The organism is Leptothermofonsia sp. ETS-13 (assembly GCF_049200465.1).
Lineage (GTDB): Bacteria > Cyanobacteriota > Cyanobacteriia > Leptolyngbyales > Leptolyngbyaceae > Leptothermofonsia.
Genome location: NZ_CP120836.1, coordinates 708,833 through 723,731, shown reverse-complemented (window position 1 = coordinate 723,731; position 14,899 = coordinate 708,833). Strand labels below are relative to the sequence as shown.

At 51.0% G+C, this 14,899-nt stretch carries 12 protein-coding genes; 6 read left to right on the top strand and 6 right to left on the bottom strand.

The window, feature by feature from the left end:
- Nucleotides 1-134 precede the first annotated feature (134 nt).
- Complete coding sequence (locus P4D80_RS03340; protein WP_421657431.1) at nt 135-539, top strand: PPC domain-containing DNA-binding protein; 405 nt, start codon at nt 135-137, stop codon at nt 537-539.
- Nucleotides 540-794: 255 nt separating this feature from the next.
- On the opposite strand, the gene P4D80_RS03335 is transcribed toward P4D80_RS03340, so the two are convergent.
- Nucleotides 795-1,271 (bottom strand): Rieske 2Fe-2S domain-containing protein, encoded by a 477-nt coding sequence (locus P4D80_RS03335; RefSeq protein WP_421657430.1) that lies wholly within the window; start codon nt 1,269-1,271, stop codon nt 795-797.
- A gap of 18 nt (nt 1,272-1,289) precedes the next feature.
- Between P4D80_RS03335 and P4D80_RS03330 the strand changes: the two genes are divergently transcribed.
- The 5 genes from P4D80_RS03330 (at nt 1,290) to P4D80_RS03310 (ending at nt 8,289) form a co-directional block, all read left to right on the top strand.
- Nucleotides 1,290-2,498, top strand: coding sequence for a hypothetical protein (locus P4D80_RS03330; RefSeq protein ID WP_421657429.1), 1,209 nt, complete (start codon nt 1,290-1,292; stop codon nt 2,496-2,498).
- A gap of 209 nt (nt 2,499-2,707) precedes the next feature.
- Nucleotides 2,708-3,451, top strand: coding sequence for a sugar transferase (locus P4D80_RS03325; protein WP_421657428.1), 744 nt, complete (start codon nt 2,708-2,710; stop codon nt 3,449-3,451).
- Between the two features lie 136 nt (nt 3,452-3,587).
- A complete protein-coding gene (gene zds / locus P4D80_RS03320) occupies nt 3,588-5,087 on the top strand; it encodes a 9,9'-di-cis-zeta-carotene desaturase (RefSeq protein ID WP_421657427.1) in 1,500 nt (499 codons plus the stop codon).
- A gap of 53 nt (nt 5,088-5,140) precedes the next feature.
- Nucleotides 5,141-5,584: an SRPBCC family protein gene (locus tag P4D80_RS03315; protein WP_421657426.1), complete on the top strand. Its 444-nt coding sequence runs from the start codon at nt 5,141-5,143 to the stop codon at nt 5,582-5,584.
- Nucleotides 5,585-6,039: 455 nt separating this feature from the next.
- Nucleotides 6,040-8,289: a pre-peptidase C-terminal domain-containing protein gene (locus tag P4D80_RS03310; protein WP_421657425.1), complete on the top strand. Its 2,250-nt coding sequence runs from the start codon at nt 6,040-6,042 to the stop codon at nt 8,287-8,289.
- Between the two features lie 255 nt (nt 8,290-8,544).
- Here P4D80_RS03310 and P4D80_RS03305 read toward each other — a convergent pair whose 3' ends face one another.
- The 5 genes from P4D80_RS03305 to P4D80_RS03285 form a co-directional block, all read right to left on the bottom strand.
- On the bottom strand, nt 8,545-9,933 hold the full coding sequence (locus tag P4D80_RS03305; RefSeq protein WP_421657424.1) for a peptidoglycan DD-metalloendopeptidase family protein: 1,389 nt from the start codon (nt 9,931-9,933) through the stop codon (nt 8,545-8,547).
- Nucleotides 9,934-10,389: 456 nt separating this feature from the next.
- Complete coding sequence (locus tag P4D80_RS03300) at nt 10,390-10,635, bottom strand: TPR end-of-group domain-containing protein (RefSeq protein WP_421657423.1); 246 nt, start codon at nt 10,633-10,635, stop codon at nt 10,390-10,392.
- Nucleotides 10,553-11,554, bottom strand: a complete 1,002-nt coding sequence (locus tag P4D80_RS03295; RefSeq protein WP_421657422.1) for a tetratricopeptide repeat protein — start codon at nt 11,552-11,554, stop codon at nt 10,553-10,555. Before P4D80_RS03295 ends, P4D80_RS03300 begins: the two co-directional genes overlap by 83 nt.
- A gap of 47 nt (nt 11,555-11,601) precedes the next feature.
- A complete protein-coding gene (locus P4D80_RS03290; RefSeq protein ID WP_421657421.1) occupies nt 11,602-13,920 on the bottom strand; it encodes a caspase family protein in 2,319 nt (772 codons plus the stop codon).
- 390 nt (nt 13,921-14,310) lie between these two features.
- Entirely contained in the window at nt 14,311-14,706 is a 396-nt protein-coding gene (locus P4D80_RS03285; protein ID WP_421657420.1) for a peptidoglycan-binding protein, read from the bottom strand.
- Between the last annotated feature and the right edge of the window lie 193 nt (nt 14,707-14,899).

The following is a 14,899-nucleotide window of genomic DNA, read 5'->3' as shown; positions in this document are numbered from 1 at the left end:
TTCAGAATGGGTAATATCCACATGAGTATGAAACCACCTCCCATTGCCTATGTCCTCTTGTTGGTTATCATTATCTTCTTTGGCATTGTAGGTAGCTATGCTGCTTATGTGATGCGATAGTGAAGGCCAACTCAATGGACATAAAAATCTTTGCACTGCGCCTCAAGCCAGGCATGGACTTAAAAGCTAGTCTGTGGGAGTTCATCCAGGCCAATGGCATTCAGGCAGGTTTTATTCTAACCACCGTCGGCAGCCTCAAACGAGTTTCCCTGCGGCTGGCCGGGCAATCTGATAGTCAAATTTTCGAGGGTAAATTTGAAATTGTTTCACTCGTTGGCACTCTTTCCCAGGATGGCCTTCACCTTCACATTTCTATCTCAGACTCCGAAGGCAAAACCATCGGCGGACACCTCACCAACGGCAGCATCATCAACACCACTGCCGAAATTGTCATTGGCGAAAGCCATTACTACCGCTTCACCCGAACTGTTGATGAGCAAACAGGGTATAAGGAGTTGCAGATAGAGCAGAGGGGGTAGGAACAAGAAAGAAATAGGAAGAAGAAAGAAAAAAGAAGAAGGAACCGCAGGGGCAGATTGATTTGTCATAACCGTGGAAAACCAAATATAGTTGTCGCCAGATTGCTTAGAACATTGGCTTTAAGGATGTGGGGCTTTGCCCCCAGCCAGTGTGCCAACCCCTACACCCCGTCCTAAGCCTGGATAGCTATATCTCTAAAACCTGCCCCTAAAGGAGGGAGAAAAGGAAATGCGAAAGGATCACCCCTTATCCTATCACTTCTTCGACGCAGGTTCCCGCCCCATTAAATAACTAACCGTGGTACAGACAGCGGATGTTGCTCTCAACAACCTCGTCCTGAGATAGCTGGCTGACTGATGACAACAGCGATCTCGTACCGCCGCAGGCTTGCTATCTCCATTCAGCCACAGCACAATCTTCTGGTCCAGTAATTCAAATAGGTGAGGGCCTTCCTGAAGCTCTGATAGGGAGATCACAGGGGACCAGAAGCGTTCAGAACAGGCTGTTAGGTGACGAGCACGAGCATGGCAGGGGGTAGGGGACCAGTAGCAACAATTCTGATTCGATCTTTGCGGACGGTTGTCGTGGTTTCTGTAGCTAAAAACACGCCCAATTTTAGGAATTGCCACGACTTTGGAATATCTCGTTCCAACGTGATAATGAATGAAAAGAAAGGACGTTCTGTGGAAAACTCCTACAGATACAATCAACGTTTCTAGACCACAACTCATTGCTTCCTCACAAACAAGATGAAACCCGTGGAGGGCATAGTGCTGGATGTTCCTCTTTTAAGTCTGTTTGGAGTCCTAGTTGCAAGTGGGTTCGGATCCACCGTACCCAGTATTCGCCTCGAAAGTGCTCTGGTGCAAAACGTATCGGAACAAAAGCGATCGCCAACTTCTGTCCCAGTCCACACCCGCCCTCCCAGGTCCAAACCCTCCCCCACTTTTGCAACCTTCAACAGTCAACCACTGGACAAGCAACTGAAGCTTTACTTGCGTTATCTGGAAGAGTTTGGTCCACCCGATGTTCTGATTGTTGGTAGTTCACGCGCCCATCAAGGAGTCGATCCTCTGATGCTGCAACAGATTCTCTCCCGGCGCGGCTATGGAAATGTGAAAGTCTTTAACTTTGGCGTCAATGGAGCCACAGCCCAGGTGGTCGATTTAATTCTGCGGCGATTGCTGACTCCAAAACAGCTCCCTCGATTGATTCTGTGGGCAGATGGTTCCCGTGCTTTCAACAGCGGACGACTGGATCGGACTTACCGTAAAATCCTGGCTTCTCCTGGTTATAAACGCCTGGCAATAGGGGTTCGTCCCTCTCTTTCCCCATCAGAAATCAACGAGTTAAAGCCGCTCTGTATCACAATGTCCTCGGTGGAAGTTGTTTCTAAAACATCTAGCTCCTTTAATGCAGTGCCACCTCAGGCAAATAGCCCCCAGTTTTGTATCCAGTCAACTCCTCGCTCAACCTCACCAGCCTGGGTCATTCGATCCTATCCCCAACCCGCCGAAACAGTGACCTCTCCTGCGGTGCTTGGGTTTAATGCCCTATCCACTCGGTTCAATCCCACCAGCTATTTCCAGCGCTACCCCAAAGTCCCCGGTCGTTATGATACTGACTACGAGAACTTCACCCTGCGGGGAGAGCAGACAGCAGCGTTCAATCGGGCGGTTAATTTTGCGCGATCGCGTGGGATTCCTGTGGTTTTTGTAAACCTTCCCCTGACGCAAATTTATCTTGACCCGGTACGTAGTAGCTACGAACAGCAATTTCGCTCTTACATGCAGCAGTTCGCCAATGTTGGGAAGTTAACATTCTATGACCTCAGCCAGCGATGGCCCAATAAACACAAGTATTTCGCTGATCCCAGTCATTTGAATCGCTATGGAGCGGTGGTTGTTTCTACCCAGGTGGGGCAAAACTTGAAACTCCCTCGATCCGTCACCCAGTAAACCTGTAGTCTTTTTAAGAAAGATACGCAATAACACGGATGAATTCCGAGCTAAACATCACCTGATTGGGGTGAAACACTGAAACTTTATAAAGCTCATTATTAGTTCAAAGATTGAACGAATGTCTGCACCTTGCTCTAGTCAATCGTTGGGGTGGCTTCTATCTTAGGGGAGAGGCACTTGAACCCACCAATTCGTTGGTTAAGAACGTGATTACGACATCGAATCTCTCCTCTACTCTTCTCTACTCGTCACTGCTTGAGCGTCAGAAGGAACTAAACGTTTCAGATCAACTACTGGCTCCATTGCCTGTTCAAGTTCCTACTGAAGACTTGACCAATCGAGTTCATCCGTCTGTCACTAGCAAATTCAAGCGGCTGATTGACATCGCAGGGGCTTTAGTCGGTCTGACAATCACCGCAGTCGTAGCCGTTCCCGTAGCGATCGCGGTTCAATTTGACAACCCCGGCCCCATCTTTTATAGCCAGATCCGCTGTGGGCTGAGGGGCAAACCCTTTCGCATCTGGAAGTTTCGTTCGATGGTAACCAATGCCGATAAGCTGAAGCACCTCGTTAATAACGAAGCCAAAGGCGGTATTTTTAAGAACAGGAATGATCCCCGCGTTACTCGCGTTGGTCGCTTCCTGCGCCGCACCAGTCTGGACGAGCTACCCCAGTTCTGGAATGTGCTGAAGGGAGATATGAGCCTGGTGGGTACCCGCCCACCCACGGTAGATGAAGTGATGGGTTACAAACCCCATCACTGGCAACGGCTCAACGTCAAACCGGGCATTACCGGGGAGTGGCAGGCAAACGGTCGCTCTGAGATAACCGATTTTGAAGAGGTTGTAAAGATGGACGTCGCCTACCAGCAGAAATGGTCCATTGGCTACGACCTGCGTCTGATCCTGAAGACGATTCGAGTGGTGCTGAACAAGCAGGGTGCCTGTTAGTCGAGGTTTTGATTCTCCTGCAAAATGAACGTTGGGGACAGTCCTTTCAGGATTGTCCTCATTTTTTTGATTCCCGCTTCAGGAACTGAAGCCTGTCCACTCTTGACCGCTTCCCTTTACAATACTTTAAGGAAGTGTGAAGGACAGACAGATGCGAGTTGCGATCGTTGGAGCGGGTCTGGCAGGGTTGGCTACAGCCGTCGAGTTAGCCGATGCTGGGCATGAAGTCCAAATCTTTGAAGCGCGGCCCTTTGTGGGCGGCAAAGTGGGGAGTTGGGTTGATGCAGACGGCAATCACCTGGAGATGGGTCTGCATGTGTTCTTTGGTTGCTACTACAACCTGTTTGACTTGATGAAAAAAGTCGGTGCCTTCCAGCATCTACTGTTAAAGGAACACACCCATACCTTCGTGAATCGAGGTGGACGCATTGGCGCACTCGATTTTCGGTTCCTGACTGGTGCCCCCTTCAACGGATTGAAGGCATTTTTCACAACCTCTCAGCTCTCGATGCAGGATAAGGTGCAGAATGCGATCGCTCTTGGCACCAGTCCCCTCATTCGCGGTCTGGTCGATTTTGATGGTGCCATGAAAACCATTCGAAATCTGGATGATATTAGCTTTGCCGACTGGTTCCGTAAACACGGAGGTTCCAATGGCAGCCTCAAGCGCATGTGGAACCCGATCGCCTACGCCCTTGGTTTCATCGATACCGAAAATATCTCTGCCCGCTGTATGCTCACCATCTTTCAGTTCTTTGCAGCAAAAACGGAAGCCTCGGTGTTGCGCATGCTAGAAGGTTCTCCCGACGAATATCTGCACAAACCGATAGTTCAGTATTTAGAACAGCGCGGCGTTCAGATTCACCTGCGACGGCGAGTTCGTCAGGTGCAGTTTGAAGAGAAGGAAGGACAGACTCGCGTCACCGGCCTGGTGATAGGCAAGAGTGAAGGCGAAGACAACTTTGCTGAAGAAACCATCACCGCCGATGCCTACGTCGCCGCCTGCGATGTTCCGGGAATTCATCGGCTTTTGCCCCAGGAATGGCGCAAGTGGAAAGCGTTTGACAACATTTACAAGCTAGAAGCCGTTCCCGTTGCCACCGTCCAATTGCGCTTCGATGGCTGGGTGACTGAACTGAGCGATCCCAATAAGCGCAGGCAACTGAAGCAAGCCGCCGGATTAGATAATTTGTTGTACACTCCCGATGCCGACTTCTCCTGTTTCGCTGACCTGGCACTTACCAGCCCCAGCAATTACTACCGGGAAGGGCAGGGTTCCCTGTTACAACTGGTGTTGACCCCCGGTGACCCCTTCATCAAACAAAGTAACGAGGAAATTGCCCGGCACGTCCTCAAACAGGTGCAAGATCTGTTTCCCTCTGCCCGTGAACTGAACATGACCTGGTACAGTGTCGTTAAGCTCGCCCAGTCACTTTACCGGGAGGCCCCCGGTATGGATCCCTACCGCCCCAGTCAAAAAACGCCCATTCCCAATTTTTATCTGGCAGGCAGTTATACCCAACAGGACTATATCGATAGCATGGAAGGAGCCACCATTTCCGGGAAACAGGCCGCCGCCGCAATTCTGGAACCCACTGGCTATCAGGTTCAGGGAACAGGGCTGTTCAAGTATTAATTTCCTCACTTCTTCTATTCCTGCTCTTTACTTCCCACTCCCCACTCCTCCCAATGTCCGACTGGCTAGAACATACGGTTCAAATTGAAATTGATGCACCGATTGACCTGGTATGGAACTTGTGGTCTGATTTGGAACAAATGCCCAATTGGATGAAGTGGATTGAGTCAGTCAAGGTTTTGGAAGAAGACCCAAAACTTTCCCGCTGGAAGCTGGCGAGTGGTGGATTTAACTTTACTTGGTTATCCCGCGAAATCAAGCTAATTCCTCACCAAATTTTGCAATGGGAGTCAGTAGACGGATTGCCCAATCGAGGAGCCATTCGCTTTTATGATCGCGGTGAGCAGGGCAGCATTGTCAAAATGACAGTTGCTTACTCCGTGCCAGGCTTTTTGTTTCAACTGATGGACAAGCTTTTTCTGGGCCGCATTGTAGAATCCACGCTTTACGCAGATCTGGAACGCTTTCGACAGTATGCGCTGAAGGCGAAAGGGTAGATGAGTAGATGAGCAAATAAGTGAGGGGGTGGGAGAGTGATGGCATGATGGATGCAGAGAGCAATCACCCTATCCCTTATCACTCATCTGCCTCTTCTACCCTCTAACAACTAACAACCAACAACTATAGCCGTAGCCACCAGACTTAGGACGGGGTGCAGGGGTGGAACCCCTGGCTAGGGGCGCAGCCCCCACACCTCCTTTAAACCAAGGGTACTAAGCAACCTGGCGGCAGCTATAACCACCCCTGAATTTGCATAAGGTCATAGAGGCTAGATTTACTTCTGTTCAGAGGGAAGGGATTCAGGCAGGTTAATCGCCCGGTGTGAAGGGGCAAAACCTGACCAGTCCTAGCCCAAGGTATTTCCCCAAAATACCGTCGCAAATGCTTCCACTTCCGATAAGGTTGGGGTTCATTTGCGCTGCTTATCCGTTGCAGATTGAGGATAAAAGACATGCCAGCAGAAATTAATCTTGGACCCTTAGGAACGACCCGGACAATCAACAATTTTATTGGCGGCGGCGACTCCAGCGATACTTTTGCATTCAGTCTCAGCCATTCTCAAAATGTTAGTCTGTTGCTGACTGGCCTCAGTGCCGATGCAGATCTGCGCCTGTTTCGTGCCAGAAGCAGTGGTGGTTTTCTAGAACCGCTTGAGGAAGTGGCCCGTTCTCAACGTTCATCCAATCAGGATGAATCAATAGACCGGGTTTTGGGACCCGGAGTTTATATTGCTGAGGTTTACGAATTTTCAGGAAGTACAAACTACAGGCTGCGCATTTCCAGGAATAATTCCACCAGCGCTCCACTCAATATTGGAGTTTTACACGGTGCTCAGGCATTTTCTGGATTTGTGGGAGATACCAATTCTGCCGACACCTATCAATTCAGTTTAAGCACCCCTACCGACTTGAATGTGTCATTGGTAGGAATGAGCGGCGATGCGGATGTCAGAATTGCCTTCGATCGCAACAGCAATGGGGTAATTGATGCGGGAGAAACGCTCGCCTCCTCCGTGCGGGTATCTAATACTGATGAATCGATTAGTTTGCAATCCCTGGCTGCCGGAAATTATCTGGCGCAAGTTTACCGATTTAGTAACCAGAATACCCACTATCGTTTAGGACTATCAGCCATAGCCGCCGATTCCCCCCAGGCGGGAGTTGACCTGGTTGGGCAGTTTGGCACGATTCGACTACCGGATATTCGAGTGATCAATGACGTAGGGCAGGCCCAGCTTCTGGTTTCCAACCAGGGTTCTCAGGGGAGCAACGGCCCCGTAACGGTCGGTCTTTACGCCTCCACTGACCCCACTTATGACAGTAATGATGAACTGCTGGCTGTTCAAAGATTGAATTTGAACTTACTGCCAGGGCAATCACAAACTTACAGCTTTAATTTTGATGCCCCAACGGGGGTAGCACCAGGATCTTATTATCTGCTAGCTCGGATTGATTCTGCCAACGTGATCGCCGAAACCAATGAACGCAACAACACCATCAATACTCACGCTTCAGCACCCGGAACAGATGTGATTCTGGATTGGAACGCGACCTTGTTGAATGCGATTCAGAGTGCAGGCACACCACCGCCTATGGCAGCCCGCAATCAGGCAATTGTTCATGCGGCAATGTATGACGCAGTGAATGCGATCGCCCGCCAGCACAGCAGTTACTATGTCACTATCAACCCTAGCGCAGCAGTGGGTGCCTCAGCAGAAGCAGCAGCATCAGCGGCAGCCCATCGAACCCTCTCAGCTCTGTATCCAACCCTGTCCGCAACCTTTGATTTGCAACTTCAGCGATCGCTGGCGGAAATTCCAGATGGATTTGCAGAGACCAGAGGAGTTGAAATTGGCCAATTTGTTGCCGATCAAATCCTGACTTTGCGGGCTGGGGATAGATCGGCTACGGCTCAAGTCAGCTACACCCCTGGAACGGCTCCAGGTAGCTATCAGCCAACATTTTCCAACAACTTTGTTCTCCTGCCAGATTGGGGACGGGTTACCCCCTTTGCGATTCCCAGTGCTCAGGCTGTTAGGTTAGATGGACCTCCCACCTTTGGCAGCAACGACTATGCGATCGAACTCAATCAAGTACAGGCTTTGGGAGGAATTAACAGCACCAACCGCACAGCCGATCAAACCGAAGTTGCCCTCTTTTGGGCCTACGATCGCCCCGATACCTTTAGACCACCCGGATGGTGGAATCAGCTCGCTCAAACCGTTGCTTTACAGGCAGGCACCTCTTTGCTGACCAATGCCCGGTTGTTTGCCCTGCTCAACATTGCCCAGGCCGATGCCGGGATTACAGCCTGGGAAGCCAAGTTCCGCTATAACCAGTTGCGCCCCGTGACCGCGATTCAGCAAGCCGATCAGGATGGCAACTCGCAGACGGTCGGTCACTCTACCTGGCAGCCTTTGTTACCCACTCCTCCCTTCCCAGATTATGTTTCTGGTCACTCCACCTTTGGAGCTGCCGCCGCGGGGGTTCTGTCCTACTTCTTTGGGGACAACTATCAATTCAGCGCAACGTCCCAGGAAATTCCGGGCGTGTACCGTTCCTTCGATAGCTTCTGGCAGGCCGCCGAGGAAAATGGTATCAGCCGGATCTATGGAGGCATTCATGTGCAATCGGCCAACCAGGATGGCTTGCTTACCGGATATACGGTAGCGAATTACGTCATCCAAAATTTGCTGGTTTGATTCCATCGCAATCTATATAGCTCCACGCGGGCACGTTAGGACACTGGAATTAGAGAGAGAGTGGGGGCTTCGCCCCCAGCCAGGGGTTCCCCCCCTTGCACCCCTCCTAACCATCATGACTACCGCTATAGCTGTCGTCAGATTGCTGAGGCCATTGAGTTTAAAGGGGGATATGGGGCTTCGCTCCCATTCTCCCTTCTTATAATTAATTGGGCGGAGCTACTTATCTGGATTATAAAAGGCTTTCCCGCTTCTTCAGAAATTATGCAAGTAATCGAACCTCTGGGTAGGTGGCGGCGGAATGGCTGCGAACGGTTGCGGCAGGGGTGCAACCTGAAAGGGCACCTGAGCTGTTTGCATCGCTTTGAGTAGCCGCGCTTGAGCAACTTCTAGCTGAATGAGTGGGTCGATTACGATCCAGCTATCGTCCACCAGTTGGTGGAGTTCAAAGTGGAGGTGGGGTCCAGTTGAGAGCCCGGTGCTGCCGACGCGTCCAATCAAAGCTCCTTGTTCGATCGCATCTCCAGGCTTGACAAAGATTTCTGACAAGTGGGCATAGAGGGTTTGGGTGGAGTTCTTGTGGGTCAGAATGATAGTCATCCCGTAGCCATCCATCCAGTCAGCAACCTCTACCTTGCCCGAAAAAGCGGCGATGACCGGAGTACCGTAGGCCGCAGCCAGGTCAACTCCCCGGTGGAAGCGGCGATCGCCCGAAATGGGGTGAGTCCGCCAGCCGAAGCCAGAGGTCAACTGAGCTGGGAAGGGTAGTGGAAACGCAAGGTTGAGGTTACCGTTATTCAGGCGCAGACCCAACTGACTGAGGCGAAGGTTGCTGCCCAGTACTGGACCCGGAAGGACGTAGGTGGGATAGTTGGGAGCTGGTTGAACAGCCAATCGGGATTGATTGAGTTGGGTGACGGTAGCCCGGAGCGATTGCCGAGGAGTGGGTTTCTTAGCGACTGGCTGACGTTTGGCCAGGGCATCAATCTGGGTGCGGAGCTTGATTTGCTCTTCCTGTGTCAAAACCAGATCTTGCGCGGTTTTGCGAGCCTGTTCCAGTTGCCCGGCCTCGGCCTGTCTGATAGCGATCGCCCGCAGGTTTTCCCGCATGCGTTCCTCTTTCAGCGGCTTTTCCCTGGCAACAATCTCTGCCAATTTTTGCTCTAGTAGCTTTAGTCGCTCTGCTTTAGCCGCTTCAAATGCCTTGCGTTTGGCATCCTCTTGCAGTGTGGTCTGATTTTGTGGCGGAGTTGGAGTAGCCGATGGGCTGGGCGGTTGGACGGATGGAGTAGCTGTGTTATCGGTTTTCTGAGTGCTGGCAGGTTTTGCAAGGGAGGTACTTGCCAGATGCTGGGGCGTTTTGGGTTTAACTCGTCCAATTACGGTTGGCATCTTTGAGGCTTGCTTTGCTACCGCTGCACCTTGAGCATGATTGTTTTTGAGAGGGCTGGTTTTTTGAGTAGTGGATGAGATCGCCCGATTAGCTTTCTGGTTAATCTTGCCAACCACTGGATCTGAAATTTGCTTTGCCTTAGTTTTAGTTGGTTGAGAAACCTTTTCAGGTTCTTCTGCAGGCTTGCTGAAATTTGTTTGAGTTGGAGAGAATTCTGCTCTCACTTGCTGAACAGATAAAGTAGTAGCCACTGCAGGCCTGGCTCCAATTAACCCCAATCCTGCCACCTGCTGCCGCCGTACTGGAAGCTCTGATAGTATCGACTCTGGAGCACTGACTGTGGGCTTTGGTAAAGGAGTTTGGGTTTGTTTGGGAACGACTTTTTTCGACCGTTGGGGATTCGACCGGGGTAGATTCAGTCAGTTGGGATGCCTGGGGGGGAAGGGCAGAGAGTAAAACGTCAAACATGCAAAGAGCGGCTACCAAAGTACACAGTGATTTCATTCCAATTGTCCACCAGAGCGTCAGGACACTTTGACTTATTACCGGATTTTCATGAAGGAAAGGGGGCGGGTGCCAGAAGTAGGGAGGAGGGGAGGGGGAGGAGGGAAGTGAGGGGTGAGGAGCAAGGAGTGAGGTAAAAACTCAAGATTCAGAACTCAAAATTCAAAAAAATATTCACTTATTCTTCAAGAAAAAATATTCACTTATTCTTCAAGAATTTGTTTGAACTGATTGTTGTTTCGGAGCAAGTCGAATGAAGGATCGGTCCTGGCGACTTCCCGGCTTTTTTCTGGGTTGAGGCTGACTGCCTGCTGAAAACTTTCCAGTGCTGATTCTACATTGCCCTGAAGGGAATGGCAGCGGGCTTTACCAAACCAGGCAAGGAAGAAATCGGGTTTGAGTTGGGTTGCTTTGGCATAGGCAGAAATTGCCTCTTCGAATCGCTGCATCTTTGCCAGTGCTGCCCCCTTTGCCAAACCACACTTCGGAGGAGTCGGGCTTAATTTGAATTGCCCGGTCATAGGCAGCGATCGCTTCCTCCATGTGTTGCATCCTGGCTAAAGCAGCTCCCCGACCAAACCATGCCCTGGCATTTTCGGGTTCCATCTGAATCGCCCTGTCGTAAAACGTGACGGCTTCTTCGTAGCGACCTTCAAAATAAAGGGCCTTTCCCTGCTCTACATAGTCATTGGCTGTAAATGAGAGTTGGGCGTTGGTTGATTTCAGCAATTCCAGTTGTTGGGTGAGGGCATGGATTTTTTGTTGGGTTTCCGGTGGAGCCGTTTCTCGAATCGGCGAAGGCGTAATCTGAGAAAGTTCCCGAATGATCTGGTCTTTTTCGGTCTGGGCGTTTAGAACCAGCATTTTTAGCTGGGAAAGCTGCTCCCTGAACTCGTCTCTCAGCTTTTCAATTTCCTGCCTAAACGCCTCTGCCTGCTGTTTCATCTCGGTGGCAATTTCCTGGTCAAATTGTTTCTCAACTTCTTCCTGAAGTTGCTTCTTGGTCTCTCCTAAAATTTGGGTGATCACACTACGGCGAATAAACCAGACGCTAACAGCCGCCAGAACGGGCAGAAAGGTTAATACACCCAACAAAACGTTGAGCAGACTGGTGGTATGGCTGAAGGCGCGATCAACTTCTTCCTGAATTTGGGCCCGGATGGTAAAGCTTTTTTCCAGGTCCTCTTCAACCAGTTCTTGAAGCTGGCGGTCTTCCCGTAACTGCTCTAGTTTTTCCCAAAAGGAGTTGGTATAGGGGAAGGGGTCTTTCAGTTGGGTGGGAGTTGGGGGAATGATCTGTTTAGAACTGCCAGAAGTTGAAGGCTGTTCTGTTTGGGCGATCGCCGCACCTGTTACCCAATACAACATCAAGCATGAGAGTAAAAGAGCTATTGTCAGCCAGCGGAGTAGCTTCATCAAACCACCTGATAAACGAAACGAAGACTGGCCCAGGCAGTGACATCCAGTGCAAAGGAGTCCGGTGTTGCCCCAACCACTTTTGCTGCCGTATCGCTTGCCTGGTGAAGGTCTTGCAAAACTGCCTGGGCAACTTCCATTGGGTTCGGCAAGGGGTAGAATGCGGGATTGTTTCCTGCCGAATGAAGGGCGGTTTCAAGAATGGTTTGGGTTTGAGTCAGGGGTGCACGGCTACAAATGAGATAGGTCTCCATCAATCCAGGGGGACCATTCAAGGTCCACTGGAAGGAAGGGTGGGTGGGAGGCAGCATCAACACTTCACCGGGGGCAATACTTCTAAAAACTGGCGGCATTGAGGCTACGGTTTGTCCATCCGGTTGATCCGTTGCGGATGCTGGTTGAACCGTCGGGAGATCAGCTATTTGAGTAGGCGGAGCATAGAGGGCAATTAAGTTGCCGCTACTGTCTAACCCTAATAAAACAGGATAAAGGGGGTGGGCACTGTGGTTTTCCATTCGATACTGAATACGGCTACCGACTGGAAGGCTGAGCAATCCACCTGTCTCCATTGAGGCAGGCGTGCCCCCTGGTTTTGTAGACTGGGACAGCACCCACGTTTCCTTATACAGAAGAGTTTGAGGTTGGGGATCGAGCCGTTCCAGGGTCATACGCACGGCCAACTGCGAGGAAGTTTCATTGACCGTCAGGTTCAACAGTTTGGCAGCCAGCAGGGTTTGCAGTTTGGGAACCAGACGGCGAACCGCAAACTTGACCGCTTCTCCCCCCTCTCCGGCGGTGTTGGGGATAGCGTCCTGCCCCAGGGAAAACAGCCCGTAGGCGCTCTGAGCAGGGGCGGGGGTGGCAATGATGCCAGGCAGATTGGTGGCTGTGGCAACCTGGGTTGGCGGGTTGATTTGAATTTTGCTGAACAGGTAGTCGGCGGGTTGTTCGCCTGCGATCGCGGAAGACACCCGTGGAATCGCCGTAAACGCACTGATCGCATCCACCCGCTCAATTCGCTCCAAGCTGCTGTCTAAAGCCACCGTCAGCCCAATGTTACGGGGCAGCACCCGCACGCGCTCCTGGACGAACTGCCCAACTTTGATAGCCGATACAGGTTCTAAAGCCTCCGCAGAGTCAGCCCGATAAAGTTTTGCTCTAACAGCCAGCCCTTCTTTAGCAGTCAGTTGCAAATACACGGGTGGGTGGGTTGTCCCGGCGGAAGGAGGCCCTACCAGGGTGAAAAGGGAATTGATACCATAGTGCTCCAGCAAGGTAGCAGGCAGCCCCGCCAGCCAGATCCGGGCTACTTTACCATTATCTTCAACTTCAGTCACAACCCCATCGGCTCCCGGAGCAGTGACAGGCAAATTGTAGGGTTGTAGAGAGGCTTCCTGACTCTTTTGGCCGCTCAGTTGGGGTTGCTGTTCCTGACTTGCCAGTTGTTCTACCTGGGTTTTCGTGCGGCTGAAGATCACCTGTAAGGAGGTTGCTGGCGCTGCCTGCCAGAGGTGGCGGGTCAGGGCATAGGTGAAAAGTCCAGCACTGAACCCATTCCAGCGGGCTTCGGTAGCCAGCTGGGTGGGGGTTGTGGCAGCGAGACGGATGCCGGGAAGGGGAGAACGACTGGACCGGGACAGGCGGAGACGGGGAGAAATTTTGTTGAGGAGTTGTTCCTGGAAGACAAGTTCTGCCTTATCGGGTTGAATAGGGGAACTGGCGGGACGGGTACGGATGCGCAGATTGCCGAGTAGAGACTTGCCAGGATAGGTATAGCTGGTGTCAAGGATAGTGGTAATTTTGTCGGTCTGGAGCGATCGCACCAGTAACCCTAGAGTTTCTTCCAGCAAATCACTGGAAATAGCACCCTCCCCATCCCCAATCAACCCATCGACAGGTACCAGACTGGGCTGAACCTCTTCTCTATTCGCCCCCACGGCTCCATTGCCCCCATAGCCGCTGAAGTGAAAAACAACCACATCACCGGAGCGTGCCTGTTCCGTCAGGTGGGAGACAAAAGCAGTTTCGATCGCCTCTCGCGTTGCCTGCTGGTCAGTCAGGGTCAGAATATCCTGGGGTTGGAAACCAAAGCGGTAAATCAGCAGTTCCCGCTGCAGCTCAACATCTGTCACGCAACCACTCAGAATTCCCCCCCGATATTGATTGATGCCAACCAGAAGCGCCAACTTGCGGCGGGTAGACTCTGCAAGTGCCTGGTGGTAACGGTTGACCAGCACCGACAATCCCAAATCTCCAGCGCCCCAGACTGCCAGCGCCAAACCCGTTCGTTTCAGAAAGTCCCGCCGCTTTAACCCCATGCTTAATATTTCAGCATTAAAATCGATTTCCTGACTACGAAAAATGGTCTTCCAGCGTGCCGGTAAAAGAGTAATGTAATTTGGAGGCTAGTGCAAATAGGTATAGCGACATTCACCAAACTTAGGACAGGGTGCAGGGGGGAACCCCTGGCTGGGGGCTTCGCCCCCCCTTTAAGCCCACAATGTCCTCAGCAACCTGGCGAAAGCTATAAAAGATCAGGCGATAGGCAACAGGCAACCCAGGAGAACACAACTCAGCAAAAAACCTGTGGAGAAGACGCGTACTCCACAGGTAGAGGAAACCATTATCCTGTTCACTAAAGCAATCGATCGTTAGGAATAACTTCAAACACGATTTTCCAATTACGGAAATCAAGAGGATATTCCAGGCTAGGCACTGGCTGTTGTAAGGTTTCTAACCTCCTGGTCAATTCTTTGCCGCACCATTAAAGTTGCAATTCCCGTTACGGGTAAACCATAAACTCTCTGAAAACTCTTCACTGCTTGTAAAGTTAACGGACCATAAAACTCATTCACAGGAAGTTGAGCATCGACAGTCAGGTTCAGACTGTATTGCAGGTTCCGTATAATCTTTTGGGCTTTATCATCAGTAGCGGAGTCTAGCCTGCCTGTAATTGGCAATTTGTACTGATATTGAAATTCACGAATTGCTGATTGAGTATGAACATCTAAAATATTTCCATTATTGCCATTGAGTCCATCCGGTCCTAAGTGAAATCCCAAACCGTCTAGAACCTCTTTGAACTGACTCAGTGAATACGCCATTGCAACTACTCCTTAAAACTGGGTTGGGCAACTGGTAGGAGAGTCGTGAGGGAAACCAACCAAGCATCAAAAACTGGTTACTCTGATTGGGGCAAAATAACAATCAGTGCTACTCTCCACGCAGTATCAAGACTAAAAAAGGGGGTTTCAGCCTTTTGAACAAGTAGTGCAAGATACTCTTTACCCTATGCAA